This is a genomic window from Mesorhizobium sp. USDA 4132 (genome assembly GCF_056279545.1).
In genome coordinates, this window is sequence record NZ_JBWCCP010000001.1 from 891670 (window position 1) to 917155 (window position 25486).

The 25486-nt window shown below is 63.3% G+C and carries 25 protein-coding genes and 2 pseudogenes; 15 read left to right on the forward strand and 12 right to left on the reverse strand.

Annotated features, from left to right (window positions below):
- The first annotated feature begins 4 nt into the window (after nt 1-4).
- The 5 genes and pseudogenes from argJ (at nt 5) to ACZ9IU_RS04580 (ending at nt 3094) form a co-directional block, all read left to right on the forward strand.
- Nucleotides 5-1246, forward strand: coding sequence for a bifunctional glutamate N-acetyltransferase/amino-acid acetyltransferase ArgJ (gene argJ, locus ACZ9IU_RS04560; protein ID WP_038540195.1), 1242 nt, complete (start codon nt 5-7; stop codon nt 1244-1246).
- A pseudogene (locus ACZ9IU_RS04565) lies at nt 1215-2035 on the forward strand (GNAT family N-acetyltransferase). Before argJ ends, ACZ9IU_RS04565 begins: the two are co-directional and overlap by 32 nt.
- Nucleotides 2032-2445: an 8-oxo-dGTP diphosphatase MutT gene (gene mutT, locus ACZ9IU_RS04570; protein WP_038540201.1), complete on the forward strand. Its 414-nt coding sequence runs from the start codon at nt 2032-2034 to the stop codon at nt 2443-2445. Before ACZ9IU_RS04565 ends, mutT begins: the two are co-directional and overlap by 4 nt.
- A 107-nt stretch (nt 2446-2552) precedes the next feature.
- The gene (locus tag ACZ9IU_RS04575; RefSeq protein ID WP_038540203.1) at nt 2553-2873 is read left to right on the forward strand and encodes a hypothetical protein; all 321 of its coding nucleotides are present in this window, start codon (nt 2553-2555) and stop codon (nt 2871-2873) included.
- A gap of 47 nt (nt 2874-2920) precedes the next feature.
- Nucleotides 2921-3094, forward strand: coding sequence for a Flp family type IVb pilin (locus tag ACZ9IU_RS04580; RefSeq protein WP_038540206.1), 174 nt, complete (start codon nt 2921-2923; stop codon nt 3092-3094).
- A 17-nt stretch (nt 3095-3111) separates the two neighbouring features.
- On the opposite strand, the gene ACZ9IU_RS04585 is transcribed toward ACZ9IU_RS04580, so the two are convergent.
- Complete coding sequence (locus ACZ9IU_RS04585; protein ID WP_038540208.1) at nt 3112-3987, reverse strand: class I SAM-dependent methyltransferase; 876 nt, start codon at nt 3985-3987, stop codon at nt 3112-3114.
- Nucleotides 3988-4045: 58 nt separating this feature from the next.
- On the opposite strand from ACZ9IU_RS04585, the gene ACZ9IU_RS04590 reads away from it, so the two are divergent.
- From ACZ9IU_RS04590 to ACZ9IU_RS04605, 4 genes are read left to right on the forward strand one after another with little or no spacing between them, the layout of a single operon-like run.
- Nucleotides 4046-4822, forward strand: coding sequence for a ComF family protein (locus tag ACZ9IU_RS04590; RefSeq protein WP_038548765.1), 777 nt, complete (start codon nt 4046-4048; stop codon nt 4820-4822).
- A gap of 59 nt (nt 4823-4881) precedes the next feature.
- Entirely contained in the window at nt 4882-5139 is a 258-nt protein-coding gene (gene grxC, locus ACZ9IU_RS04595) for a glutaredoxin 3 (protein WP_038548767.1), read from the forward strand.
- 12 nt (nt 5140-5151) lie between these two features.
- A complete protein-coding gene (locus tag ACZ9IU_RS04600; protein WP_038540211.1) occupies nt 5152-6006 on the forward strand; it encodes a carbon-nitrogen hydrolase family protein in 855 nt (284 codons plus the stop codon).
- On the forward strand, nt 6003-6431 hold the full coding sequence (locus tag ACZ9IU_RS04605) for a DUF1178 family protein (RefSeq protein WP_038540215.1): 429 nt from the start codon (nt 6003-6005) through the stop codon (nt 6429-6431). The genes ACZ9IU_RS04600 and ACZ9IU_RS04605 overlap by 4 nt, the downstream gene beginning before the upstream one ends.
- 274 nt (nt 6432-6705) lie before the next feature.
- Here ACZ9IU_RS04605 and ACZ9IU_RS04610 read toward each other — a convergent pair whose 3' ends face one another.
- The 3 genes from ACZ9IU_RS04610 to ubiG form a co-directional block, all read right to left on the reverse strand.
- Nucleotides 6706-7008, reverse strand: a complete 303-nt coding sequence (locus tag ACZ9IU_RS04610; protein ID WP_038540218.1) for a type II toxin-antitoxin system RelE/ParE family toxin — start codon at nt 7006-7008, stop codon at nt 6706-6708.
- Entirely contained in the window at nt 7005-7274 is a 270-nt protein-coding gene (locus ACZ9IU_RS04615; RefSeq protein ID WP_038540221.1) for a type II toxin-antitoxin system ParD family antitoxin, read from the reverse strand. Before ACZ9IU_RS04615 ends, ACZ9IU_RS04610 begins: the two co-directional genes overlap by 4 nt.
- Nucleotides 7275-7337: 63 nt before the next feature.
- Complete coding sequence (gene ubiG / locus ACZ9IU_RS04620; protein WP_038540224.1) at nt 7338-8084, reverse strand: bifunctional 2-polyprenyl-6-hydroxyphenol methylase/3-demethylubiquinol 3-O-methyltransferase UbiG; 747 nt, start codon at nt 8082-8084, stop codon at nt 7338-7340.
- Nucleotides 8085-8125: 41 nt separating this feature from the next.
- On the opposite strand from ubiG, the gene ACZ9IU_RS04625 reads away from it, so the two are divergent.
- Both ACZ9IU_RS04625 and ACZ9IU_RS04630 read left to right on the forward strand, forming a co-directional pair.
- The gene (locus ACZ9IU_RS04625) at nt 8126-8461 is read left to right on the forward strand and encodes a hypothetical protein (RefSeq protein ID WP_157885073.1); all 336 of its coding nucleotides are present in this window, start codon (nt 8126-8128) and stop codon (nt 8459-8461) included.
- Between the two features lie 535 nt (nt 8462-8996).
- Nucleotides 8997-9890 carry an alpha/beta hydrolase family protein gene (locus ACZ9IU_RS04630; protein WP_038548768.1) on the forward strand — a complete coding sequence of 298 codons (894 nt, stop codon included), beginning with the start codon at nt 8997-8999 and terminating at the stop codon, nt 9888-9890.
- A gap of 15 nt (nt 9891-9905) precedes the next feature.
- On the opposite strand, the gene ACZ9IU_RS04635 is transcribed toward ACZ9IU_RS04630, so the two are convergent.
- The 8 genes from ACZ9IU_RS04635 to bglB all read right to left on the reverse strand — a co-directional run bounded on the left by ACZ9IU_RS04635 (nt 9906) and on the right by bglB (nt 19643).
- A complete protein-coding gene (locus tag ACZ9IU_RS04635) occupies nt 9906-10250 on the reverse strand; it encodes a hypothetical protein (RefSeq protein ID WP_038540230.1) in 345 nt (114 codons plus the stop codon).
- A gap of 102 nt (nt 10251-10352) precedes the next feature.
- On the reverse strand, nt 10353-11435 hold the full coding sequence (locus tag ACZ9IU_RS04640) for an ABC transporter ATP-binding protein (RefSeq protein ID WP_038540233.1): 1083 nt from the start codon (nt 11433-11435) through the stop codon (nt 10353-10355).
- Nucleotides 11436-11444: 9 nt separating this feature from the next.
- Nucleotides 11445-12497: a carbohydrate ABC transporter permease gene (locus ACZ9IU_RS04645; RefSeq protein WP_038540238.1), complete on the reverse strand. Its 1053-nt coding sequence runs from the start codon at nt 12495-12497 to the stop codon at nt 11445-11447.
- A complete protein-coding gene (locus ACZ9IU_RS04650) occupies nt 12497-13513 on the reverse strand; it encodes a carbohydrate ABC transporter permease (protein WP_038540242.1) in 1017 nt (338 codons plus the stop codon). The genes ACZ9IU_RS04645 and ACZ9IU_RS04650 overlap by 1 nt, the downstream gene beginning before the upstream one ends.
- A gap of 336 nt (nt 13514-13849) precedes the next feature.
- Entirely contained in the window at nt 13850-15118 is a 1269-nt protein-coding gene (locus ACZ9IU_RS04655; protein WP_038540246.1) for an ABC transporter substrate-binding protein, read from the reverse strand.
- A gap of 93 nt (nt 15119-15211) precedes the next feature.
- Complete coding sequence (locus ACZ9IU_RS04660) at nt 15212-17698, reverse strand: hypothetical protein (RefSeq protein WP_038540249.1); 2487 nt, start codon at nt 17696-17698, stop codon at nt 15212-15214.
- An 11-nt stretch (nt 17699-17709) separates the two neighbouring features.
- Complete coding sequence (gene kduI, locus ACZ9IU_RS04665) at nt 17710-18546, reverse strand: 5-dehydro-4-deoxy-D-glucuronate isomerase (protein ID WP_080719115.1); 837 nt, start codon at nt 18544-18546, stop codon at nt 17710-17712.
- Complete coding sequence (gene bglB, locus ACZ9IU_RS04670) at nt 18543-19643, reverse strand: beta-galactosidase BglB (RefSeq protein ID WP_038540252.1); 1101 nt, start codon at nt 19641-19643, stop codon at nt 18543-18545. The genes kduI and bglB overlap by 4 nt, the downstream gene beginning before the upstream one ends.
- A gap of 146 nt (nt 19644-19789) precedes the next feature.
- On the opposite strand from bglB, the gene ACZ9IU_RS04675 reads away from it, so the two are divergent.
- The 4 genes and pseudogenes from ACZ9IU_RS04675 (at nt 19790) to ptsP (ending at nt 25477) form a co-directional block, all read left to right on the forward strand.
- Nucleotides 19790-20839 carry a LacI family DNA-binding transcriptional regulator gene (locus ACZ9IU_RS04675; RefSeq protein WP_038540255.1) on the forward strand — a complete coding sequence of 350 codons (1050 nt, stop codon included), beginning with the start codon at nt 19790-19792 and terminating at the stop codon, nt 20837-20839.
- Between the two features lie 142 nt (nt 20840-20981).
- Nucleotides 20982-21491 (forward strand): annotated as a pseudogene (locus tag ACZ9IU_RS04680) (SH3 domain-containing protein); the annotation flags it as partial.
- A gap of 362 nt (nt 21492-21853) precedes the next feature.
- The gene (locus ACZ9IU_RS04685) at nt 21854-23128 is read left to right on the forward strand and encodes an aspartate kinase (protein ID WP_038540258.1); all 1275 of its coding nucleotides are present in this window, start codon (nt 21854-21856) and stop codon (nt 23126-23128) included.
- 81 nt (nt 23129-23209) lie between these two features.
- Nucleotides 23210-25477: a phosphoenolpyruvate--protein phosphotransferase gene (gene ptsP, locus ACZ9IU_RS04690; RefSeq protein ID WP_038548776.1), complete on the forward strand. Its 2268-nt coding sequence runs from the start codon at nt 23210-23212 to the stop codon at nt 25475-25477.
- Nucleotides 25478-25486 lie beyond the last annotated feature (9 nt).

A 25486-nucleotide genomic window follows, 5' to 3' on the forward strand; every position in this document is an offset into this window, starting at 1 on the left:
TCCGATGTCCGATTCCGTTTCGCCGCTCGCTCCGAAATCCTATCCCGACATGCCGGCGATCCGCGGCGTGCGGATGGCGACTGCCGCCGCCGGGATCAAGTACAAGAACCGCACCGACGTGCTGCTGATGGTGTTCGACAAGCCCGCGACCGTCGCCGGCGTCTTCACCCGCTCCAAGTGCCCCTCGGCACCGGTCGATTTCTGCCGCGCCAATCTGTCGCACGGGGTGGCGCGCGCCGTGGTCGTCAATTCCGGCAATGCCAACGCCTTTACCGGCGTCAGGGGCAAGGCTGCGACTGAACTCACCGCCAAGTCGGCCTCCGAAGCGGTCGGCTGCGGCAAGAACGAGGTCTATCTCGCTTCGACCGGCGTGATCGGCGAACCGCTCGACGCAACGAAATTCGCAGGCGTGCTCGGCGACATGAACAGCGGCGCCACCGGCGACTTCTGGCTCGAAGCTGCCAAGGCGATCATGACCACCGACACCTATCCGAAGGTCGCGACCCGCACCGCCGAGATCGGCGGCGTCAAGGTGACGATCAATGGCATCTCCAAGGGCGCCGGCATGATCGCCCCCGACATGGCGACCATGCTGTCCTTCGTGGCGACCGATGCCGACATCGCGTCGCCGGCACTGCAGAGCCTGCTGTCCGCCGGCGTCGGCCCAAGCTTCAACTCGGTCACCGTCGACAGCGATACTTCGACCTCCGATACGCTGATGCTGTTTGCCACCGGTGCCGCCGCCGAAGATGGCCAGGTCCGTGTCGAGACCGCCGACGATCCGCGTCTCGCAAGCTTCCGCGCCGCGCTCAATGACCTGCTCAAGGATCTGGCCCTGCAGGTCGTCCGCGACGGCGAAGGTGCGCGCAAGATGGTCGAGATCACCGTCACCGGCGCCGAAAGCGATGCCGCGGCAAAGGTGATCGCGCTGTCGATCGCCAACTCGCCGCTGGTCAAGACCGCGATCGCCGGCGAAGACGCCAATTGGGGCCGTATCGTCATGGCCGTCGGCAAGTCGGGCGAAATGGCCGACCGCGACCGGCTGGCGATCTGGTTCGGCGACGTGCGCGTCGCCGTCGACGGCGAGCGCGATCCGGCCTATTCCGAAGCAGCGACCACCGCCGTCATGAAGGAACAGGACATTCCGGTGAAGGTCGATATCGGTCTCGGCAGCGGCCGTGCGACCGTCTGGACCTGCGACCTCACCAAGGAATATGTTGCCATCAACGGCGACTACCGGAGCTGACAGGAATTGAACGAAGCATCATCTCCTCAGAACGATCTGCCATTGGTCCGGCGGCTCGAAGCCGTCGGCTTTCGAGCCTGGCCGGCGGCGTCCGTCATTTATGACGGCAGCTGGCAGGTGCGGCTGACCGGCGGTCATCCTTCCAAGCGCTTGAACTGCATCGTGCCGCTCGACCCGTCCGATCACCGCGACATGGCGATGCGGCTCGAGAAGGCGCGCAAGCGGTTCGAGGACTATGGCCGGCAGCTGGTCGTCAGGGAGACGCCGCTTGCTCCACCGAAACTCATCGACCACCTCAATGCCGCCGGCTGGCGGGCGTTCGAGACCGTCGACGTCCTGACCGTCAACCTCACCGAACTGGAACTGCCGGACACGCTCGATCATTTGCCGAGCCACGATATCGGCCGGTTCTGCGATGCGAGCCTTGCCATTGACGGCGAGGATGCGGCGCTGAAGCCGGCGCTTGCGGAGATCCTGAGCTCGATCAAGCCGACATCCGGCTTCTTCATCAAGGAGAACCCGCAGGAAGGCGCCGCGGCCGTGGCGCTCTGCGTCCAGGACAACGACCTGGCCGGCATCATCTCTTTTGCCGTCGCCAAGGCACATCGGCGCGAGGGTCTCGGCACCGAGATCCTGTCCTCGGCGCTGCGCTGGGCCCGCATCAGCGGTGCACGGTCGGCCTGGCTGCAGGTCGTCTCGACTAACGAACCGGCGCTGGCGCTCTATCGCAAGTTCGGCTTCCGCAAGGCCTACGAATACCGCTATTGGCGGCAGGAAAGCCGGGCATGAGCGACACCCCCCGCAAGATCCTGCTCGTCGCCGCCTGCGCGCTGATCGATACGGACGGTCGCATCCTTCTGGCGCAACGGCCGGAAGGCAAGTCGCTGGCCGGCCTCTGGGAGTTTCCGGGCGGCAAGGTCGAGCCGGGTGAAACACCGGAGGAGACGCTGGTGCGCGAGCTCGAGGAAGAGCTCGGCATCCAGACCAAAATCCCCTGCCTTGCGCCGCTCACCTTCGCCAGCCACAGCTACGAGACCTTCCACCTGCTGATGCCGCTCTACATCTGCCGTCGCTTCGAAGGCATTCCGACGGGGCGGGAAGGGCAGGCGATCAAATGGGTCCGGTCGAACGCGCTGCGGGACTACCCAATGCCGCCGGCTGACGAGCCGTTGATCCCGATCCTGCAGGATCTCCTCTGATCGATAAAATTAGAGCCGCCGAATTCATACGGCGTTAAGGGATCGTTTAGCCGATTGTGGCACCTTCAAGGCTTATCCGGTAACGCGTTGATGAGGCTTTAGAAGGCATGGACGAGGAATTCTGGAAAACTGTGCGGGTCCGTCAACGGACGACGCATGGCTCCGGCAAAACCGGCGCGCTGAATATCGCACTCCTGTTCGGGACGGCCGCGATCGCTCTTTCGCTGATCGTGACGCCGATGCTCGCCAGCCGCAATGACGAGCGCCGTCTGGCGCATGTCCAGGAGGATTTCGACCTGATCAGCACGGGCTCCATCAAGCCCGGCGAAAAGGGAGCAAGACATTATACGATCCGGCGCAGCGTATTGCAGGAAACGCCCGGTTCGGTCTGCATCGTACAAGGCTATGGCGTCGGCAGCGACTGCTGACGCCGGGACTTTGAGGCCGGACTCCCATTTGATCCAAAGGTCAGTTCATGCGCCTTTTCAGGTTCTTTCTGAATAATAACAGCGGCGCGACGGCCGTGGAATACGGCCTCATCATCGGGATCATCTCGCTGTCGATGATCGCCGGGTTCACCACCTTTACCGACGCATTGACGAATACGTTCAAAACCATCTCTAACAGCATTGACGACCCTGTTCCCTGAATTTGGGTCGGGTCCGTTCAGCGCGGGCTGCGACTGTTGAGGGCGTCGGCAAGCCGCATCTTGGCGGAGCCCGGCTTCAACGGCTTCTGCTGGCTTTCATGCGGCGCCCAGCCGGATGCGTAGATGATCGAGAATGTCGCGCGGATGCGGCCGTCCGGATCGGAATAACGCTCGGCATAAAGTTCTGCAGCTCTCACGAAGAAACGCCTCGTCACCGGCACGCGACTGCGTCCCGCGAGCGGATTGGTCATGCCCATGGCCCGCAGATCCCGCATCAGCGGGAACAGCGAGTCGTAACGCACCGTGTAGGTCTCGGCATCGACGACCGGCAGCGAAAAGCCCGCCCGCTGCAGCAGCGCACCGACATCGCGCACATCGGCAAACGGAATGACGCGCGGGCTTGCCCCGCCGGTCAGTTCGGCCTCGGCGGACAGAAGGACGTCCCGCATTTCCTGCAACGTGCCCGAGCCTGGGATCGCCGCCAGGAAAAGCCCGTCCGGCTTCAGTGCCCGGCGAATGCGGATCAGCGTGCCGGGCGTATCATTGACCAGATGCAGCGACAGCGGCGACAGGACCAGGTTGACGGAATCCGGTTCGAGCGGCACGTCCTCCAATGGAGCGGCCGTGAAGGCATCTCCGGGCTTTGCAAAGGTCTCGTCGGTTTCGATCCGGCGGATGGTGCCGATCTTGCCGGTGGCAAGCGCTTCGCGGGCGGCGATGCCGGTTCCGCCATGGAGTTCGACCGCCGTCTCGAAGCGGCGCTCGACGACCGCCAACCGGTCTGCAAGCTCGCGGCCGGCGATATCCAGAAGAAAGGCGGCGTTGTTGTCCTGAGTGGTTATCGCGCGTCTGCGGCGGGCACTCACCAGCTGTTCGTCGAAGAGAATTTCCATGGTTGTCCACTCGTATTCTGCCGTCGCAAAGGCGCGTTCCATCCGCTATTGTCAAGTCATGTCCGCCGAGCCGAACGTCAATGCCCTGCGACTTTTAACATCGTTCGCCGCGGGGTGGACGAGATGGATCGGCGATTTCGTCTATCCGCCGATCTGTCCCGGCTGCGGGGTGCGGACCGGCGCGCATCAGGGCTTCTGCCCCTCCTGCTGGCGGGAAATCCGTTTCATCGAACGGCCCTATTGCGAGAAGCTCGGCCTGCCGTTTTCCTATGATCCGGGGCCAGGCATTCTGTCGGCGCAGGCGATTGCGGAACCACCCGTCTTCGACCGTTTGCGCTCGGCGGCAATCTTCGAGGGCGCCGCCCGCGACCTCGTCCATTCGCTGAAATACCGCGACCGCACCGACCTTGCGGGGATGATGGCCGGCTGGATGCTGCGCGCCTCCGATGGTTACGTGGAAAACTGTGACGCCATCCTGCCGGTGCCGCTGCATCGGTCGCGGTTCGCCTCGCGCAAGTTCAACCAGGCGGCGGAGCTCGCCCGGCATCTGTCGCAGAAATCCGGTCGGCCGTTCCTGCCGTCTACCCTCATTCGCGTCAAACGCACCAACCGACAGGTGGGGCTTACGGCGCGGGCCCGCGAGGATAATGTACGGGCGGCCTTTGCAGTCGCGCCGCGCCATGAGGACCGCGTTTTCGGCAAGCGGCTGGTGCTGGTCGACGACGTCTACACCACCGGTGCGACGGTTTCTTCGGCCACGCGTGCCTTGCGGAAAGCCGGCGCTGCGGAGGTCACTGTTTTGACCTTTGCAATGGCTGTCGGCGGGCCTATATGACAGAAGAAAACACTATTGCGCGCGGCCTTTTCCCCGCCTGGTCGCGCCCGGAGACGATCATGGCAGAGGTCACTATCTATACCCGCGAATATTGCGGTTACTGCGCGCGCGCAAAAGCTTTGCTGGATACAAAGGGCGTCGCCTATACCGAGCATGACGCCACCTATTCGCAGGAACTGCGCCAGGAAATGATTGGCAAGGCGAACGGCCGCTCGACCTTCCCGCAGATCTTCATCGACGGCACACATGTCGGCGGCTGCGACGATCTGCACGCACTCGACCGGGCCGGCAAGCTGGACCCGATTCTGGCGAACTGAGAGGTTTCTTCCATGGCTTTCAAAGCTGCCGCCATCCAGATGTGCTCCGGCGTCGATCCGGAAAAGAACGCCGCCGACATGGCGCGGCTGGTGCGTGAAGCGGCGGCGCACGGGGCGACCTATATCCAGACCCCGGAGATGACCGGTTTCCTGCAGCGGGACCGCAAGGCTATGCGTGCCGTGTTGCGCGACGAGGCGGGCGACATCATCGTTTCGACCGCCCGCAGCCTTGCGAGCGAGCTCGGCATCCATCTGCATATCGGCTCGACGGCGATCGCCGTCGACGGCGGCAAGATCGCCAACCGCGCCTTCCTGTTTGCGCCGAGCGGCCGGCAGATCTGCACCTATGACAAGATCCATATGTTCGATGTCGATCTGGACAATGGCGAGAGCTGGCGCGAAAGCTCGGCCTATGAGCCGGGAAGCGAAGCGCGGGTCGCCGGCCTGCCGTTCGCCAAGCTCGGTTTCGCGATCTGCTACGACGTGCGCTTCCCGCAGCTTTTCCGCACCGAAGCCTTGGCCGGCGCCGAGATCCTGACCGTGCCGGCCGCCTTCACCCGCCAGACCGGCGAAGCCCATTGGGAAATCCTGCTGCGCGCCCGGGCGATCGAGAACGGTGCCTTCGTGATCGCCGCCGCTCAAGGTGGCGTGCATGAAGACGGCCGCGAGACATTTGGCCACTCGATGATCGTCGACCCCTGGGGCAAGGTGCTGGCGTCTGCCGGCGGCACCGGCGAAGGCGTCGTGCTCGCCGACATCGATATTGCCGCCGTTGCCGCAGCCCGGGGAAAGATCCCCAACCTCAAGAACGCCCGCGAGTTCTCGCTCGATGCGGTTCCCGACGCGGCGGGAGAGGTGGCCGCTTGATCAAGTATTCCCTCTCCTGCGACAATGCCCACGCGTTCGAAGGCTGGTTTTCGGAAAGCGCCGATTTCGACCGGCAGGTGGCGAGCGGCTTCCTGACCTGTCCGGTCTGCAATTCCGCCGCGATCTCCAAGACACTGATGGCGCCCTCCGTTTCGACCGCCCGCAGGCAAGAAGAGAAGCAGGCGATGGTGATGGACCTGGCACGCCGCGAGGCGATCGCCAAGCTCAAGGAAGCGGTGGCGGCGATCAAGGCCAATGCCGAGGACGTCGGCGAGAAGTTTCCCGAGGAAGCCCGCAAGATCCACTACGGCGAGGCCGATGCCCGCGGCATCATCGGCCAGGCGAGCCTCGGCGAGGTGCGCGACCTGCTCGACGAAGGCATCGAGATCGCACCTTTGCCGGTCATTCCCGAAGACGCGAACTGAATGAACGGGGCGGCTGGCCATCTACAATTTCGGCCTGTTCGGCGCTCTTCATAAAGGCGCTGAGGTCGAAGGAGTTCGATTTCGCGAGCCTCCAGTCTTCAGGCCTGCGAACCCGAAAGGTTTCCATTTCAAAGAACCCTACGGACCGAACGGCGAAAGGATCGTCATCGACCGAGCCCGAGAACTTTCCGCGCGCAATACGGAGAATTAGACCGACCTGCTTGCGCATGTGCTGTCAGCGAGAGTGTAGCCGAGCGGGAGGCGGCGGGGATGATCAATCGTCGGGAAAGAGGATGCTTTCGTAGTCCTGGGCGCCGTGAAGAATCCTCAAGACGACCAACTCCGCATCCAAAATCTCGTAAAAGATGAGGTAACTCCCATGCGGCCGACGGCGGATATGGGCGGCGCTGCTATGCGGCACCTTGGAGAAAGCGAGCGGCATTTTCGCCAGCTGGAGGCACTTGCTCTCCAGTTCCGTGACGAAGGTATCGGCGCGAACGGGATTTGACGGAAAGATATAGTCGCCGATCCTGACGAGATCCTCGATGGCTTCCCGCGACAGGGTGACTTTCGTCACCGCCCGCTTTTGGTGATGCCCAACCTTCTACGGACTTCCGCGAATGCTTCGTCGATCGGCACCACTCGGCCGGCCCGCACATCGTCGAGCCCCTTCTGCAATTCCGCGTCAAGCTGCTGGCGTGCGCGTTCGCGCTCTTGGCGCTGGCGCAAGACCGTCTCGATATACTCGCTGGTCGACGCAAACGATCCGCGTTCGACCTCGTTGCGAACGAAATCCTGGATGTCCGGCTCCAGCGTCACGGTGATTTTCACGGCCTCGCCCATCGGTCTCTCCAAAAGGAAGCTTTGCGAAGCTTATCACAGCAACGGCAGGCCTTGGAAGTTGTCTCACGCCGGCCGCTTGGCCAGCATCATGTAGTTGACGTCCATATCCGGCGACAGGTTCCAGCGGTCCTGCAGCGGATTGAAGAAGACGCCGGTGCGGTGGATGATATCCATGCCGGCTGAGGAGATCGGCCTTTCGAGCTCTTCCGGGCGGACCAGCTTTTCGTATTGATGGGTGCCGCGGGGCAGCCAGCGCAGGATGTTTTCGGCAGCGAAGATCGCAAGCGCGCCGGCCTTGAAGGTGCGGTTGATGGTGGCGACGAACATCAGGCCGCCGGGGCGGACCATGTTGGCGCAAGTCGTCATGAAGAAATTGACGTCCGCGACATGCTCGACCACTTCCATGTTCAGCACGACGTCGAACGTCTCGCCGGCTTCGGCGAGCTGCTCGGCGGTGACGGCGCGGTAGTCGACCGAGGTGCCGGTCTCGGCGGCATGGGTGGAGGCGATGCCGATATTCTTTTCCGACGGATCGGCGCCGACCACGGTTGCGCCCATGCGGGCGATCGGCTCGGAGAGCAGGCCGCCGCCGCAGCCGATATCGAGGATGCGCAGGCCGGAAAGCGGAAGGTGGCTCTTGCCGTCGCGGCCGAAGTTTTCACAGATGCGGTCGCGCAGATAGGCAAGCCGCACGGGGTTGAACTTGTGGAGGGGCTTGAACTTGCCGGTCGGGTCCCACCACTCGGCGGCCATCGCGGAAAACCGGTCGACTTCGCTCTGGTCGATCGTCGTGCGGGCGGCTTCGGTCATGGCTCTACTCCTTGTTCCGCTGTTGAAGTCGGATGCAGCGGATGAGAAGTCAAGAGATGTTTCTTGGCGCGCCGCCTTGCCGCAACCAAGATGCAGGCGCGGAGCACGTCGAGATTCGGTTCATCGATCGCTATCTGCTGAAGCTTCTGCAAGGTCTGTTTGAAGAGTTCATAATGTTGCGGTTCGCGATTGGCGATGCAAAGCGGAAGGTCGGCGCAGGCCTTGCCGCTCAGGCCGATTTCCTGCTGGGCACGGACTTTCCAGATCTGATGCGCCGATGGCAGCATCGGGCCGCTGCAGACACGCCGGCGGCCGCAGGCCCGCAAATGGCAGAAGCCGTTGCCCAGAAAGCCGATCGACGCCGTGGCGCGGCATAATTCCTCGTGCTGTTCGGCGCGAAGCTTTTCGTAATCGCTAAGATCTGGCTTATCCATGTTCTTCCTTGCCCAATCTCAAGGCGTACTCATCCCTTGGTGCTTTTGCGGTTTTCAGGTCGGCCGGGACACGTCGGGTGCCTCGAATGGAAATTTTAATAATGACACGCGACGTGTCCCGTTCGGTGTATTTTTCCGCGCAACTCCGGTCCCTCTGCGGCGGTATGGACCTCCTTGCGGAGCCATGCCGGGTTGTGTGCGACACACGCACGCCCCGCCAGAAGGCGAGAGGAGGACCATTTTCTGCGCAGCCCCTGGCAACCCGCCTGCATGACGGCGGATCATCAAGGCACCGGTCCCATCTCGCCGGTCATGCGGGCCGGTGTAGCCGAAACGGGACGGGCAGATTGTAGGCATAAGACCACAAGGCGGGGATGCGAGGGGATGAGATTTCGTCTATGTCATTGAAGATCTGGCAGGCACAGATCGCGGTTATCCTCTCTGGAGGGGAGGGATGGCGCACCGGGAGGAGGGCAAGATGGCGATCACGGTTGAGCGATTGAAGGAACTGCTTGCCTTCGAAGAGGTCTCCCTGACGCTGGCGGACAGTTCCGCGGAAAACCGCGACGGCTATATTCTCGAAAGGTTGCGGTTTCGGTTGAACGACGGCACGGAAGTGCGTGGCTTCCTGACCCGGCCGAGCGAAGGCTTCCTCACCCGCGGCCCGGCGATCCTCTATGCCCATGCACACGGCGCTCGCTGGGATATCGGCGCATCGGAACTGGTCGACGGCCGGCCGGCTCTACTCGACGCCCCGGGGCCGGTTCTGGCGCGCGAAGGTTATGTGGCGCTTTGCATCGACATGCCGACGTTTGGCGAGCGGGCCGGGGTGACGGAGGATGCCGCGACCAAGGCGGCGCTCTGGCACGGCAAAACATTGTTCGGACAGATGCTGTCCGAACAAGCGGCGGCGCTGACCTGGCTCGTCGGCCGCCCGGAGGTCGATCCGCAAAGGATCGGCATCTCGGGGCTGTCGATGGGGGCGACGCTCGCCTATTTCCTGGCGGCGATCGATCCGAGGGTGAAGGCGACGGCGCATCTGTGTTGTTATGCGGATTTCGCGACGCTGGTCAAAATCGGCGCCCATGATCTGCACGGTCATTACCTGACCGTGCCGGGGCTGCTCAACGAGACCTCGATCGGCGAAATTGCCGGGCTGGTGGCGCCGCGGCCGCAGCTGATCTGCGTCGGCTGGGACGATCCGCTGACACCGCCTGACGCGGTGGAACGCGCCTTTGCCGAGACGGAGGCCGCCTATTTGAGAGCGCAGGCGCTCGGGGCGCTGGTGTTTCTGCCGCAAGCGGGCGTCGGTCACCGCGAGACGGCGGAGATGCGGCGGGCAACGTTGGCCTTTTTCAGCGGCTATCTCTAGAGGGAGACGCGCAGGTCAAAAGCGGTCGTAGAGGCTGCGTCTTGCTCGATCTACCTTGATCGCTCGCATCTGCCGGTCGAGCGTATTGTACGCTGCCTGCATGATGTCGAGATCCTTCATGGCGCCGATCGCGGCAATCTCCTTCATCAGCTCGCCAATTGCGGTATCGATGGCGGGGGCAGGCCTGGCGGCAGCAGTGGCCGCGGCAGTTGCAAGCCCTTCGGCAGAACCGCCAAGAACGTAAAAAAGTTCTATCGCGGCCACGAGACAGGCCTGGCTGCGTTGCTCCCGGTCGAAGCTGAAATTTTCACCCGCGCTTGCCGTTACCAGTGCGACAGCTCTGTTCTGATACTCGCCCATGATCTTTCCCAATGATGACGCTTTGCCCCTGGGGCATATTAGCGCTCAACTTCTTATCATCGGGTTATCAGCTTGTCCTAATGAACCGCCGCAAGGCGCGGTTCACGTCCCCTTCACCCTCAACCCATTCCTGTCGAACAGGTGCAGCGGGGCGCCGGCGACGGAGAAATAGGCTTCGTCGCCCGGCGAAATCGGCTTCTGGCCGGACACGACCGCGAGCAGCTTTTCGCCGTTCAGATCCGCATGGATGACCGTCTCGGAGCCGAGCGCCTCGACGAGGCGCACCTTGACCGTGAGACTGCCGGGGTCGCCGGCGAGCGTGATGTGCTGCGGGCGGATGCCGATCGTCAGCTTGTCGCCGACGGAAAGCGAATGGCCCGAGAACGGCACGAGAAGGCGGTGGCCGCCGGATGTCGTAAGCGTTGCGGTGCCGGTCTGCAGCTCGGTGACTTCGCCGGCCAAGAAATTCATGTGCGGCGCGCCGATGAAGCCGGCGACGAAGCGGTTGGCGGGCGTGTTGTAGAGGTCGAGCGGCGTGCCGACCTGTTCGATCTTGCCGGCGCGCATGACGACGATGCGGTGGGCAAGGGTCATCGCCTCCACCTGGTCGTGGGTGACGTAGATCATCGTTGAACCGAGGCGGGCATGCAGGGCCGCGAGTTCGGCGCGCGTCGAGACGCGCAACTCGGCATCGAGGTTCGACAGCGGCTCGTCGAGCAGGAAGGCGGTCGGGCGGCGCACGATGGCACGGCCGATCGCGACGCGCTGGCGCTGGCCGCCGGAAAGCTGGCCGGGCCGGCGTTCCAGATAGGGCTCGATCTCCAGCATGCGGGCGGCTTCGGTGATGCGTTCGGCCACTTCGGCCTTCGGCATGTTGGAATTTTCAAGGCCGAAGGCGAGGTTCTGGCGCACGCTCATATGCGGATAGAGCGCATAGGACTGGAAGACCATGGCAAGGCCGCGGTCGGCGGCGGACACTTCGTTGACGCGCTTGCCGTCGATCTCGATCTCGCCGCCGGTGACCTTTTCAAGGCCGGCGATGGTACGCAGCAAGGTCGATTTTCCGCAGCCGGACGGGCCGACGAAAACGATGAACTCGCCGTCCTTGATCTCGAGGTCGATGTCCTTCAGGACGTCGACCGCGCCGAAGGATTTCTTGATTTTGGTGAGTGTGATCTCGCCCATCGGGGATCCTTACTTCAGGCCGGTGCCGGCAATGCCGGTGGTGATGAAACGCTGCAGGAAGATGAAGACCAGCACGACGGGAATCATCGTCACGACCGTCATCGCCAGGATGAAGTGCCACTGGACGTTCAACTCGCCGGAATAGATGCTCAAGCCCACCTGCAGGGTGTAGAGTTCGCGCCGTGACAGGACGATCAGTGGCCACAGGAAGTCGTTCCAGCGCCAGACCACCGAGAAGATCGCGAGCACCGCAAGCGCCGGTGCCGTCAGCGGCAGGACGATGCGCCAGTAGATCTGCCATTCGGACGCCTTGTCCATGCGCGCCGCGTCGATCAGTTCGTCCGGGATGGTCAGCATGTACTGGCGCAGGATGAACACGCCGGTCGGTGTGGCGACCGTCGGCAGGATGACGCCCCAGAGACTGTTGAACAGCCCGAGCGACGAGATGATCGAATAGAGCGGCACCATGATCACCGAAAGCGGCACCATCAGCGTCGCAAGGATGATCAGCATCGCCAGGCTGCGGCCCTTGAACTCATATTTCGACAGCGCGAAGGCGGCCATGGAATTGACGATCAGGGTGATCAGCGTCGCCGTCACCGTCACGAAGACGGAGTTCCACAGGTAGCGCAGGAAATCGAACTGCGTGAAGGGCGTCGTGTAGTTTTCCGTAGCGAACGAGACCGAGCGGACCGGCGTGCGGTCGCCGATGTTGACGCGGACGATTTCTCCGGGCGCCTTCGGATCGACCATCTGGGCGACGAGGCCGATACGGCGCACTTCGGCCAGCACCTTGGTCGAACCGTCCGGCATCTTGGCGTCGAAGAGCTGCAGCGGCTTGTCGTAACCCTGGACCGTCGCCTGGCTGGTGATATAGGGCAGGATCGACGGCGGGAATTCGGCAAGGGCCGCCGGCGTCTTGAACGATGAGAAGGTGAGCCAGACGGCCGGGCCGAACATGATGATCAGTCCGCCGATCAGCCAGACCCAGGTGACGATGTCCGTCCAGTGCCAGCTCTTGCCGCCGCGGCGGCGCAGAATGAAGCGAGAGGCTACACCCATCAGCGTTTCCCCTTCTTTTCGCCACGCTGGCCTATGCCGAGCTGGATCAGTGTCAGGACGACGAGCACGAGGCCCATCAGGATAGAGGCGGCAGCGGCAAGGCCCGGATTGCGGAGCGCCGAGGCAAAGCCGGTCTCGTAGATATACTGGGTCAGATAGAGCGTGCTGGTGCCGGGACCACCGCCGGTCAGGACGTAGACCTCGTCGAAGATCTGCACGGCCTTGATCAGCGCCAGGACGACGACGACCAGAAGGTTCGGGGCGAGAAGCGGCAGCGTGATGCGCCGGAAGACGCGCGCCGGCTTGGTGCCGTCCATTTCGGCGGCTTCATAGAGATCCTTCGGGATCGCCTGCAGACCGGCGAGCAGGATCAGCGTGTAGAGGCCCATATGCGCCCAGATCGATACGCCGATCGTGGCGATGAAGGTCCAGTTGCGGTCGGTGAGCCAGGTATAGGGCTCGATGCCGAACTGGTAGAGGCCGAAATTCAAGAGGCCCTGGCGTTGCAGGATCCACTTCCAGATCAGGCCGACGACGACCGGCGACAGGAGGACCGGGAAGAAGAATACGGCGCGCCAGAAGGAGCGGGCGGCGAGATCACGGTTGAGGATCAGTGCGGTGATCAGCGACACGCAGATCATCAGCGCCACCTGCAGGATGACGAACCAGAACGTGTTGCCGACGGCGGCCCAGAAGGCATCCTCCTGGCAGGACATCGGATCGAGGTAGTTCGTGCAGGTGAAAAGGCGCTGATACTGCTCGGCGCCGACGAAATTGCGCTCGGAAAGGAAGAAGGCGGTGCCGCCGGTCATCGAGTAGACGAAGTTGATGACGAGGGGCAGGAGCACGAAAATGCCGAAGATCAGCATGTTCGGGGCGAGGAAAACGGTCGCCATGCCGCCGATGCCGGTCGCTTTCTGGACGGCGCGCAGCGGTATGTCGATGATGCGCATCAAGAGATGCACGGGCGCCATGAGGAGGCTGCCGAGGCGGTCTGTAAGGGACGTCGTGCTCATTTCAATGACTTCCTCCCCTTGGCCTGGTTCTGTTCGTTCGGCTGTATCGATTCAATGCATATGGAAAAAAGGCGTTGCGGCTGGCCGATCTCCCCCCTTGAGGGGGAGATGCCCGGCAGGGCAGAGGGGGGTGTCGCATAGGCACCTCATAGATCCTCGCACCCGCTGCACCGCTGCCACCCCCCTCTGTCACCTTCGGTGACATCTCCCCCTCAAGGGGGGAGATCAGAGGGAGCTTGCCGCGCCGCCTCGTATCCTCATGCCGAATTTCTCTCCCCGGTGCGGGGAGAGAAGAATGTCCCGCCCGACGGGCGGAGCAATTTCGCCAATTGGGCATCAAAGGCCGCTGTCCTTGACCTTCTGGGCGATATCGGCGTCGATGCGCGTAAAGGCATCGTCGAGCTTCAGTTCGCCGGCAAGGGTCTGACCGACGCGGGTGACGATCGCGGCATAGACCGTGTCGGACCAGCGCCAGCCGGGCAGCTTCAGGGCTGTGTCGGACGTGGTCTTGGATGCCTCGACATATTTGGTCAGGGCCGCCTTGGCGAAGGCGTTGTCGGTCTTGAAGTCAAGGCCGCCCTTGTCGACGACGCCCTTGTGGCCGGGCAGGAACAGGGTGCGCTCGGAGAATTCCTTGACGATCTTCTCCTGGGCGAACCAGTCCATGACGGCTGCGACGTCCTTCGGGTTCTTCGTGTATTTCACAGCGACGAGTGCCGCGCCGCCGGGCATGCCGGTGCAGGCTGCCGGGCCGCAGGGGCTGCCGGTGGCGACCCAGTCGAAGCTGTTGCCGATCTTGGTGGCGAGGTTGGCCACCTGCCAGGAACCGGAATAATAGAAGGCGAGCTGGCCGTTGATGAAGTCTTCGGCCGCGGCGCGGTAGGTCGAGCCGCCGGCGGAGACCCAGACGTCCTTCGCAAACGAACCTTCGGCGACCCAACCGACGAACTTGGTCAGGAAATCCTTGGCGCCCTTGTCGAGCGGGGCCGGCTTGCCGTCCGGGCCGACATAGTTGGCGCCGTAGGACAGCAGCGGAGCGGTGAGGCGGTGGCCGGAGCGGTCGATCGCCATGGCGAACGGAAGCTTCTGGCTATCCTTCACCTTCTTTGAAGCTGCGGCCCATTCTTCCCAGGTAGCCTTCGGGCCCGGCATCGGAACGCCGGCCTGATCGAACAGGGTCTTGTTGGCAAAACCGCCGGTCAGGGTGATCTGCGTCATGAAGCCGGAGATCTGCTTGGAGCCGTCCGGACGCATCCAGTCGGCCTGGGCGCCGAAATTATCGTCCCAGTACTTGGCGTCCTTGACCAGCGGGCGCAGGTCCAGCCAATGCCTGGAAAGGTCCTTGATCGCCGTGACGCGGGCGATATCCGGACCGTTGCCGGCTTCGAGCTGCACGGGCAGCTGATCCTTGATGACGCTGTAGGCAACGTTGTCGAGCGTGACGTTGATGCCCGGGTTTTCCTTCATGAAACGGCCGACGAGGTCCTTCATGACGTCGCCTTCGACGCCGTCCGAATACCACATGATCCGCACGTCGCCGGCATGTGCTGCCGTCGACATGAGAAGGGCGAGCGCAGCGCCCGCCAGAAGCGATTTGGTTTTCATGCTCATTTCCTCCTCTGAATGGACGGGGCCTCCTCCCGTCCGGTTTCCTTAAGGCGCACATCTGTGCGCCTTAACCTGAAAATCCTTTTTATATCATGCGGGGCTCAGCATCGTCGCTTCGCCCTTTACGGTGTAATCCGCCCGCGCGATCACGCGGCCTTCGGCCTCCACGGAGCCGTCCTTCCTGAAGCGGACGGTACCATATTCCGGGTCCTCGACAACGATAGTGCCGTCGGATTCCTGTCTCGGGGCGAGCCCGCTGAAGCGGTACTCGACGGCCGTCAGATTGTCCGCCTCGCAGACGCGGACGATCCAGCGGGTCTTCTGGCCGTACTGGCGCAGTTCAGCCCCCGCCGACGGTCCGTCGGTCACGACCTCCAGCTTCGAGGGCGCGCGCAGCATCACGGCACCCTTGCCGGAGCGGGCGAGCGCCACGCCGCCGGAAACATGGGTTTCATCGAACTCGGCTTTCGGGAACCAGGCGTGGGTGAAATCCGGCTGTTCCTCGTAGGTGGTGAACTCGAGGACGGCGAGGCCGCGATACTGCTGGGCACGCGGAATGGTACCGCAGCCGCCCCAATAGGATGGGCGGCCATAGCCGAACTGGATGGTTTCGCCCGGATGGTTGATCCAGATCGCAGCTTCCGGCTTGTCGCCGAGACGCAGGTGCAGGATGGTTTCCTGGTAACCCCATTCGTCCCAGCGGTAATGCACCGTCGAGCCCATCGCGAAATGCTCGCCCTTGTAGTGATAGAGCGCGGCAAACGAGTTTTCGCCCTGGGCGAAACGCCATTCCTGGTGCTGGCTGCCGCGGTGATCGGCGATCGCGGCAAGCTCGGCGGGGATTTCGAGACCGTGGTCGCGCAGGCAGACGGCCATCTGCGGCAGGCAGTGGACGCGGCGGCCGTACCAGCCCGTGCCCCAGAGCAGGCGGGCGACGCCGGAGAGTTCCAGCGAGCGACCGGCGCAGAGCGTGTGCTCGTAGGAGCGGCCTTGCGCCGCGGTGACCATGCCGTGATGGGCCGAGCGGGCGATGATTTCGCAGAGGCGGACGATGCCGGCCTTGGCGCGGTCGGCGATATCCTTGTCGGGCGACAAGGCAGCCAGCGCGGTCAGGCCCTTGAGGTCGATCGGGAAGTAGGGGGCCGAGTTGAACTCGGCCATTTCCCAATGTTCGAAATGGTCGAGCCAGGCGCGGACGCGGGCAGCGCCGACCTTCGCCTGCTCCGAACCTTTGCGGCCGGAGCGGGCGAAGGTGGCGTCTGGGAGGAGACTGCCGCCGAGATAGGCTGACGTGTGGAAGAGCAGCGCGTGGTTTTCGGAGAAATACCACTGCACGTCGTTGCCCGGCTCATCCATCCAGTAACGGTAGTTGAGGATGGCGCCGTCGATGCGCGCACGGGTCTTTTCGTTGATGTCCTTGCCCCAGACGGTGCGCGACCAGATGAGCGGCACCAGCGAGAAGTCGGCGCAGTCGTGGCAGTCTTCGATCGAAGGCAGGATTTCCTCGATCATCGCGTCCGTATCGGGCCCGGAGCGGCCGCTCGCGAGGCGGGCGAAGGCACGCACCGTATCCCGTTCGGAATGTTCCGAAATCTGCGTCAGGGTCTCGGTGATACGATCGCTCAGCGATGCAGGAGCCTGGCCCTGGCTTTCGGCATGGCAGATCTCGACGCCGAGCGAACGGGAGACGACAAAGCCATCGGCGTTCAGCGTGATGCGGAAATGGCGGAAATCGGCGGGCGCCTTTTCGGACGGGCCGACATTGAGGCTGGTGGCGCCGGCGGGAAGGGTAAAGTCGAAATCGAAACGCTCGCGCGACATGAAGTCGCCTTCGACCGCGACATTGACCTTTACCTCGACCGGCAGGGGCTCGGAAAGAAGCAGGGTGATGTCGCCACCGAAATAATGCTGGCGATCGAAATACATGGTGTCGAGGGCCTGTTCGAGGCTGGCTGCGACGGCGCTTGCGACCGGAACGGGCAGGGCGACGCTGGCAGTCGGGCCGGAGAGATAGTCGAACTGGTAGAAATAACGGGCGTCACGTTCGGCGAGGTCGTCGAAGAACAGCGTGATCTCGTTGAGGCCGGCGACCAGCGGCAGCTCGAATTCCTGCTTGGCTTCGAGATTGCGGCTGTAGGGCGCCATCCAGCCGGCTTCCGTGCCGTTGACCCAGATGACGGCGCCGCCGCAGGTGCCGAGGCGGATCTTTGCCGTGCCGGCGGTTTCCGCGTCGATATAGGTGCGGGTCCAGCTGGCGAGCCGGGTCGGGCGGAACCAGAAGCCGGAAAGATCGAGCCGCGGCGAGCCGAAAGGCAGCCACCAGCGGGTGGCATCGAAGGCGCCGCGGACATCCGGGCGCTTGCCGCGATAGGTCTCGGCAAAGATGGTGCGGCAGGGATATTCGTGCGGAATGAAGTTCTTGACCTTGGTCAGGAAGAAGAACGGGTCCATCTCGCCCTTCATCGGGGCGTCGGGCACGTCGAACCGTTCCTCGGTGATGCGGCCGAGCTGCCAGTACCGGACGGCTTCGCCCGGCTTCAAGGTTTTCCGCATCCAGTTTGCTTCGGGATTCATCATCGGTTCCGCACTTATCTAAGTTCGCTGAGAGCCACGGGGGCCACGTCGTTATATTCCTGGTTCTCGCCGGTCATGCCCCAGACGAAGGCATAAGGCCCGGTGCCGGCACCCATATGGATCGACCAGGCGGGCGAAAGCACCGCGTCGAGGTTCTTGACCACGAGGTGGCGCGTCTCTTCCGGGCGGCCCATCAGGTGGATGACCCGTTCCTCTTCAGGCAGGTCGAAATAGCAATAGGCTTCCATCCGGCGCTCGTGCAGATGCGGCGGCATGGTGTTCCAGACGCTGCCCTCGGCCAGATCGGTAATGCCCAGCAGAAGCAGGCAGGACGGCGTGACTTCCGGGTGGATGTACATGCGCAGGTTCCGCAGATTGGCGCGTTTGGGATCGCCAAACGTCAGCATCTTCGATTCCGCCCGCTTGATCAGGCGGTGCGGAATGTCGGCACCGGCGGGAACGGAGTTCATGTAGAACCGGGCCGGTTTGTCGGCCGAGGCACTGGCGACCGAAATTTCCTGGGCGCCGCGGCCGACATAAAGCACGTCGCGGTTTTCCAGGGTGAAGCTCTTGCCGTCGACCGAGACGACGCCGGTGCCGCCGAGATTGGCGATGCCCATTTCACGGGCCGACAGCAGGAAGGGCGTGCCGATCTCTTCGCCCGAACCGAAGCTCAGGGTGGACGATGTCGGAACCGCGCCGCCGAGGATCAGCCGGTCGACATGGGTATAGGTGAAGCTGACCTTGTTCGCCTGGAACAGGTCTTCCATCAGGAACTCGGCGCGCAGACGCGCGGTGTCGTAGGTCTTGATGTCGTTGGGGCCGGCCCCGTAGAGAACCTTCATCGTCATGCCGCCTCGTTTCCCGGTTCCACATGCCGGATGGCTTCGGAAAGGCAGAGGATCGAAAGCGCCTGTCCGTAGCCGGTCGGCTGGATCGGGATATCCCGATAGAATTGCAGATCATGGCCCATGCGCGTTCCATAGGAGACGTTGAGCACGGTGCCGGTTTCGTCGATATTGGCAAGCACGGCTTCCACGGCCTTGAGGCCGGCCACGCGCCATTCATGCGTGCCGAGGCCAAGGCGGTAACCCTTGAGCAGCCCGTAACCGAAACCCGCGGTCGCCGAAATTTCCTCGTAGGACGACGGATCGTCGAGCAGGGTGCGCCAGGCACCGGAGGCAGCCTGCAGCGGCAGCAGCGCGTTGACCTGCGCCGTCAGCACGCCGAGCAGGAAATCCTTTACCGGCTTTGAAATCTCGGCGAGATCGAAAAGGTCGAGCATGCCGGCGGTGATCCAGGCATTGCCGCGCGCCCAGCGGGCTTGCGCAAAATTATGGCGGCCCTGGAACGTCCAGCCGTGGAACCAGAGGCCGGTCTTGGTATCGGCAAGGTAACGGGAATGGACGAGGAACTGCTTTGACGCCTCGTCGACCAGTTCGCGGCGGCCGCTTGCCTCGCCATAGGAGGCGAGGAACAGGGCGACCATATAAAGCGTGTCGTCCCAGAGTTCGTCGTCATTGACCTTGTCGGAGACGTGATGTTCGAAGGCGCCTTCCTCGGTGCGGCCCATCTCGCTCATGACGCGGTCTGCCCAGGCGTCGAGAACCGGCTGCCAGCGCGGGTCGCGGGTTTCGCGCCAGAGGACGGACAGGCCGAGCATCGGTGCCGTGGTGTTGACGTTGAGCGTCGGAAGACCCGTTTCGATGCGGGACGCATACCAGTTCTCGATCAGCGCCTTCAGGTCGTCGCGGCCGGTGAACAGCCAGAGACGGATCAGGCCGTAAAGACCGACGCCCTGCGGCCATTCCCAGCTTTCGAAAGAGATATAGTCGCCGGCGGTCCCGTCGAGATTGGGTTCGTGGAAACGACCGTCGTCGCGAAGCCCGGTTATGCCGGCCACGAGGCGATCAAGCTTTTCACGGATATCCCGGGCTGAAAGGCCCATGTCTCAATTCCTCCCTTTGCTGCAGCTCTTGCCGCGCAGCATTTCACTCCGCTTCTCCCGAGCGATGCCTTCATGAAAACATTTGAAAATTGATTGCGCAATCTGAAAATTTTTTGCAGTGTGCGCATCTGTGATGGGAGGATGTGATGGCAGCGACGATCGTGCCGGGCAAACGCGGCAAGAAAAGCCGACGGGTGCGGCTGGAGGATATTGCGGAAAAAGTGGGCGTGTCGCTCAGCACCGTCTCGCGGGCACTGGCCGGCGAGAAGGGGGTGCGCGCGGATATCCGCCAGCGGATCATGGAGGCGGCGAAGGACGCCAATTACGCCATGCCGACGCCGGTCGCCGGCAAGAAGGTGATCCTGGCAGCTTCGAGCGCGGCGATGATCGACTATGTGCGCAACCAGTTCACGCTCTATGTGCTGGAAGGATTGCGGGACCGCGCCCAGGCTCTCGGGCTCGACATCGTCACCCGTGCCGTCGCCGATCAGTCGGAGGAAAAGGTGGTGCTGGAGGAGGCGCGGGTCGATCCGGACGTCGCGGGTTTGCTGTTCCTGACCGTCGACGACGAGGGCATGCTCGACGCCACCCGCAGTTTCGCCAAACCGGTCGTGCTGATCAACGGCGACGATCCGATGATGCGGCTGTCGAGCGTGACGCCCTGCAATCGCTCGGCGGCGCATCTGGCGACGGATTATCTGATCCGGCTCGGGCATAAGCGCATCCTGTTCCTGATGCGTCCCGGTCGGCGGACGATCGACCGCCGCCGCGAAGGCTGGCAGGATGCCTTCCAGCAGCACGGATTGCCGTGTCCCCCGGATCTCGTCGTGCCGGTCGACGACTGGCTGCCCGAGCTTGCCGCCCAGGCGGTGAGCGACCGGCTGCGGAAAAACGGGCTCGATTTCACCGCCGTGCTGACGGCGGGCGACAGTCTCGCGGTCGGCGCGATGATGGGCGTGCAGCAGGTGGGTTATACCGTGCCGGGCGACGTTTCGGTGATGGGCATGGACGACCTGCCGCAGGCGGCCTTCCTCAATCCGCCGCTGACCACGGTGCATGTACCGATGCGCGAGCTCGGCGCCGTGGCGCTCGATCTTTTGAGGGACGGCATGACGGGATTTGCAAACCCGGCGCGGCGGGTGGAGCTCGCCTGTTACATCGCCGAGCGGCAATCGACCGGGCCGGCCAGAGGTTAACGCCTGCCAAACGGGGTATTCATGCGCCATTCAGCGGCTTGCTGGAACAATGCGGCTGTCTCGAACATTGATCTGTCGGCGAAATCCGTCCGGCAGATGTCAGCCCGGTTCGAACGCCATTTGGTTTCTCAGGAGGAAGCCCGTGAAGAAAATACTGATGTCCGTTGCGGCACTTTGCGCCCTGTTCGTGGCGCCGTCGATTGCGGATGCGGCCGTGCGCGGGGTTGCCACCGCCGATGTCAACATGCGGTCAGGGCCAAGCACCGGCTATCCGGCCGTCGACGTCATTCCGGCCGGTGCGGCGGTAACGATCTACGGCTGCATGAGCAGCGTCAACTGGTGCGACGTCGCCTTCGTCGGCGGACGCGGCTGGGTGTCGGGCAACTACGTGCAGGCGACCTATCGTTCCAACCGCGTCTATGTCGCCCCCGACTATTACGAGGGCCTCGGCATTCCGATGGTCACGTTCGACGTCGGCAACTATTGGGGCCGCTACTATCGCAACCGCGACTTCTACCGCGATCGCGATCGCTGGGACCGCTACGACTGGAGACGTGAATCGCGTCTTGCGCCGCCTCCGCCCCCGCCGCCGCGCTGGGATCGTGACGGAGCTCCGCGCTGGGACCGTGATCGCAGCTGGAGCCCCGGCGACGCGCAGCCGCCTCGTCCGCCAGTCTGGCAGAGATATCCCGACCGTTTCTTCAGAGATCGGGATTGACTGCAACCGGCCCCTCAGCGGTTCGGCCGTGACGATGACCGGCAACCCGGACCGCTGATCCCGCCCAAAAATTCAAGGAGGCCGCCTATGGGTGGCTTTTTTGCGCTCGGCATTAAGGCAAGCTCATGCCGAAGCGTACCGCTCGGCCATGTTCTGACCATTGCGCCTTTTCAGCCTTTTCGATAAGAGACCCCGCAACTTGATGATCCTGTCATAAACGCCGGGATTTCGAGGCGGTTTGAAAGCAGACGCCCAAGGCTCCCGATCCTTGAGGCGAAACAGTGGTTTTGGTCGGTATGGCTCGCATCGTCATGAAGTTCGGCGGCACTTCGGTCGCCAATCTCGAACGCATTCACAACGTCGCGCGCCATGTGAAACGTGAGGTTGAGGCCGGGCACGAGGTCGCGGTCGTCGTCTCCGCCATGTCCGGCAAGACCAACGAGCTGGTCGGCTGGGTCCAGGACATGCCGAAGGTCTCCGGCGCCAACTCGCCTTTTTACGATGCGCGCGAATATGACGCTGTCGTTGCATCCGGCGAGCAGGTGACGTCCGGCATTCTGGCGATCGCCCTGCAGTCGATGGGCATCAACGCCCGGTCCTGGCAGGGCTGGCAGATCCCGATCCGCACCGACAGCGCCCATGGCGCAGCGCGGATCATGGAAATCGACGGGTCCGAGATCGTCAAGCGGATGGGCGAGGGCCAGGTGGCCGTCGTCGCCGGTTTCCAGGGACTCGGCCCCGACAACCGGATCGCCACGCTCGGCCGCGGCGGTTCCGATACGTCGGCGGTGGCGATCGCGGCAGCGGTCAAGGCCGACCGCTGCGACATCTATACGGATGTCGACGGGGTCTACACGACCGACCCGCGTATCGTGCCCCAGGCACGGCGCATGAAGAAGGTCTCCTTCGAGGAAATGCTCGAAATGGCCTCGCTCGGGTCGAAGGTTCTGCAGGTGCGCTCGGTCGAGCTCGCCATGGTATTCAAGGTACGTACCTTCGTGCGTTCCTCATTCGATGATCCAGATGCTCCGGGGATGGGTGATTTCGACAATCCGCCCGGAACGCTGATTTGTGCAGAGGAAGAAATCGTGGAACAGGAAGTCGTCACCGGCATCGCCTATGCCAAGGATGAAGCGCAGATTTCGCTCCGGCGCCTGGCCGACCGGCCGGGCGTGTCGGCGGCGATCTTCGGCCCGCTCGCCGAGGCTCATATCAATGTCGACATGATCGTGCAGAACACGTCGGAAGACGGTTCGCGCACCGACATGACCTTCACGGTGCCTTCAGGCGACGTGCAGAAGGCCATGAAGGTGCTCGACGACAACAAGGAAAAGATCGGCTTCGACGTCGTCCAGACCGAATCAGGCCTGGCGAAAGTGTCGGTCATCGGCATCGGCATGCGCAGCCATGCGGGCGTTGCCGCGCATGCTTTCAAGGCACTTGCCGAAAAATCCATCAACATCAAGGCCATCACCACCTCGGAAATCAAGATTTCGATCCTGATCGACGGTGCTTATTCGGAACTCGCTGTTCGGACTTTGCATTCCGCTTACGGTCTCGATAAGAGTTGAGAATGAACCGTTTGGACGCGCCGGCAGTGGCGGGCGCCGTCCTGCGGTTGGGGTGACCTCGTTTCGGGAGAGCATATGCCGATGAGAGACCTGTCGGCAGGTCCGCGCGTTCTGTTGAGGCGGCTACGCGAGTTGATGGCGGAGCCGCTCGAGCCACAGGAGCGCCTTGACCGGATCGTTCGCCAGATCGCCAGCAACATGGTGGCCGAGGTCTGCTCGGTCTATGTGCTCCGCTCCGACGGCGTTCTCGAACTTTATGCGACCGAAGGCCTCAACAAGGAAGCGGTCCACACCTCGCAGCTGAAGATGGGCCAGGGTCTTGTCGGCACGATCGCCGCGTCCGCCCAGCCGCTCAACCTTTCCGACGCGCAGGCGCATCCGGCGTTCCGCTACCTTCCGGAAACCGGCGAAGAAATCTACCATTCCTTCCTCGGCGTGCCGATCCTGCGGGCCGGCCGCACCCTTGGCGTTCTCGTCGTCCAGAACAAGGCGAGCCGCAACTATCGTGAGGACGAGGTCGAGGCGCTCGAAACCACGGCGATGGTGATCGCCGAGATGATCGCCACCGGCGAGCTCAAGAAGATCACCAGGCCGGGCCTCGAGCTCGACCTCACCCGCGCCATCACGATCGACGCCGACGCCTATAACGAAGGTATCGGCCTGGGTCATGTGGTGCTGCACGAGCCGCGCATCGTCGTCACCAATCTCCTCAACGAGGACGCGGAGAAGGAAGTCACGCGGCTGGCGGAAGCGCTCGGCTCATTGCGCATCTCCATCGACGACATGCTGTCGCGCCGCGAAGTCTCCCAGGAAGGCGAGCATCGCGAGGTGCTCGAAACCTACCGGATGTTTGCCCACGACCAGGGCTGGGTCCGCCGCATGGAAGAGGCGATCCACAACGGGCTGACGGCGGAAGCGGCGGTCGAGAAGGTCCAGAGCGATACCAAGGCGCGGATGATGCGCCTGACCGACTCCTATCTGCGCGAGCGGATGCATGATTTCGACGATCTGGCCAACCGGCTTCTGCGCCAGCTGACGGGTTTTTCCGGCCGCGCCTTCGACGAAGGTTTCCCGGTGGACGCGATCATTCTCGCCCGCGCCATGGGTGCGGCCGAATTGCTCGACTATCCCCGCGCCAGCCTGCGCGGCCTCGTGCTGGAAGACGGAGCGGTGACCAGCCATGTGGTGATCGTCGCACGCGCCATGGGCATTCCGGTCGTCGGCCAGGCGGCAGGTGTCGTGGCGCTTGCCGAAAACGGCGATCCGATCATCATCGACGGCGACGACGGCCAGATTCATCTGCGGCCGGTTCTCGACCTGCAGAAGGCCTATGAGGAAAAGGTGCGCCTGCGGGCTCGCCGGCAGGAGCAGTTCAGAGCGCTGAGGGACGTCGAGCCGGTCACCAAGGACGGCAAGCGCATCAGCCTGCAGATGAACGCCGGCCTGCTTGTCGATCTGCCGCAGCTTGCCGAGTCCGGCGCCGACGGCATCGGCCTGTTCCGCACCGAGCTGCAGTTCATGATCGCCTCGACCATGCCGAAGCTCGAGGAGCAGGAGAGCTTCTACCGCAACGTCATCAAGCAGGCGGCCGGGCGGCCCGTGACGTTCCGGACCCTCGATATCGGCGGCGACAAGGTCGTCTCCTATTTCCGCGCCCAGGAAGAGGAAAACCCGGCGCTCGGCTGGCGGGCGATCCGCCTGTCGCTGGACCGACCCGGACTTCTGCGCACGCAGCTTCGGGCGCTGCTCCGGGCTTCCGCCGGCGCCGAGCTCAAGATGATGCTGCCGATGGTGACCGAGGTCTCGGAAATCCACGCGGTGCGCGAACTGATGCAGAAGGAAGTGCAGCATCTTTCGAAGTTTGGCCACAGCCTGCCGCGCAAGCTGCAGTTCGGGGCGATGCTCGAAGTGCCGGCGCTGATGTGGCAGCTCGACGAACTGATGGCGGAAGTGGACTTCGTCTCGGTCGGCTCCAACGACCTGTTCCAGTTCACCATGGCAGCCGACCGCGGCAATGCCCGGGTTTCCGATCGTTTCGACAATCTCGGCAAGCCGTTCCTGCGCATTCTGCGCGATATCGCGCGGGCTGGCGAACGCAACAAGACGGTGGTGACGCTGTGCGGCGAGATGGCGGGCAAGCCGCTCTCCGCCATGGCTCTTTTGGGTGTCGGTTTCCGCTCGGTTTCCATGTCCCCGACCTCGATCGGACCGGTCAAGGCGATGCTGCTCGGGCTTGACATCGACAAGTTGTCCGCTGAATTGAACGCAGCGCTCGACGATATAAGGTCGCCGGAGCCGATCCGCGCGCTGCTTCTGCGGTTCGCCGAGGCCAACAATATCCCCGTCTAGCGGATAAAA

Bases quoted from the DNA above. Each gene is read 5' to 3' on its own strand.
- ACZ9IU_RS04600 (WP_038540211.1), top strand. From the start codon at position 5,152: ATGGCTTTCAAAGCTGCCGCCATCCAGATGTGCTCCGGCGTCGATCCG.
- ACZ9IU_RS04585 (WP_038540208.1), bottom strand. From the start codon at position 3,987: ATGGAAATTCTCTTCGACGAACAGCTGGTGAGTGCCCGCCGCAGACGC.
- ACZ9IU_RS04660 (WP_038540249.1), bottom strand. From the start codon at position 17,698: ATGATGAATCCCGAAGCAAACTGGATGCGGAAAACCTTGAAGCCGGGC.
- ACZ9IU_RS04575 (WP_038540203.1), top strand. From the start codon at position 2,553: ATGGACGAGGAATTCTGGAAAACTGTGCGGGTCCGTCAACGGACGACG.
- ACZ9IU_RS04635 (WP_038540230.1), bottom strand. From the start codon at position 10,250: ATGGGCGAGTATCAGAACAGAGCTGTCGCACTGGTAACGGCAAGCGCG.
- ubiG (WP_038540224.1), bottom strand. From the start codon at position 8,084: ATGACCGAAGCCGCCCGCACGACGATCGACCAGAGCGAAGTCGACCGG.
- argJ (WP_038540195.1), top strand. From the start codon at position 5: ATGTCCGATTCCGTTTCGCCGCTCGCTCCGAAATCCTATCCCGACATG.
- mutT (WP_038540201.1), top strand. From the start codon at position 2,032: ATGAGCGACACCCCCCGCAAGATCCTGCTCGTCGCCGCCTGCGCGCTG.
- ACZ9IU_RS04615 (WP_038540221.1), bottom strand. From the start codon at position 7,274: ATGGGCGAGGCCGTGAAAATCACCGTGACGCTGGAGCCGGACATCCAG.
- ACZ9IU_RS04580 (WP_038540206.1), top strand. From the start codon at position 2,921: ATGCGCCTTTTCAGGTTCTTTCTGAATAATAACAGCGGCGCGACGGCC.
- ACZ9IU_RS04675 (WP_038540255.1), top strand. From the start codon at position 19,790: ATGGCAGCGACGATCGTGCCGGGCAAACGCGGCAAGAAAAGCCGACGG.
- ACZ9IU_RS04645 (WP_038540238.1), bottom strand. From the start codon at position 12,497: ATGGGTGTAGCCTCTCGCTTCATTCTGCGCCGCCGCGGCGGCAAGAGC.
- ACZ9IU_RS04655 (WP_038540246.1), bottom strand. From the start codon at position 15,118: ATGAAAACCAAATCGCTTCTGGCGGGCGCTGCGCTCGCCCTTCTCATG.
- grxC (WP_038548767.1), top strand. From the start codon at position 4,882: ATGGCAGAGGTCACTATCTATACCCGCGAATATTGCGGTTACTGCGCG.
- ACZ9IU_RS04625 (WP_157885073.1), top strand. From the start codon at position 8,126: ATGAGAAGTCAAGAGATGTTTCTTGGCGCGCCGCCTTGCCGCAACCAA.
- ACZ9IU_RS04590 (WP_038548765.1), top strand. From the start codon at position 4,046: ATGTCCGCCGAGCCGAACGTCAATGCCCTGCGACTTTTAACATCGTTC.
- ACZ9IU_RS04650 (WP_038540242.1), bottom strand. From the start codon at position 13,513: ATGAGCACGACGTCCCTTACAGACCGCCTCGGCAGCCTCCTCATGGCG.
- ACZ9IU_RS04630 (WP_038548768.1), top strand. From the start codon at position 8,997: ATGGCGATCACGGTTGAGCGATTGAAGGAACTGCTTGCCTTCGAAGAG.
- ACZ9IU_RS04685 (WP_038540258.1), top strand. From the start codon at position 21,854: ATGGCTCGCATCGTCATGAAGTTCGGCGGCACTTCGGTCGCCAATCTC.
- ACZ9IU_RS04640 (WP_038540233.1), bottom strand. From the start codon at position 11,435: ATGGGCGAGATCACACTCACCAAAATCAAGAAATCCTTCGGCGCGGTC.
- bglB (WP_038540252.1), bottom strand. From the start codon at position 19,643: ATGGGCCTTTCAGCCCGGGATATCCGTGAAAAGCTTGATCGCCTCGTG.
- kduI (WP_080719115.1), bottom strand. From the start codon at position 18,546: ATGACGATGAAGGTTCTCTACGGGGCCGGCCCCAACGACATCAAGACC.
- ptsP (WP_038548776.1), top strand. From the start codon at position 23,210: ATGAGAGACCTGTCGGCAGGTCCGCGCGTTCTGTTGAGGCGGCTACGC.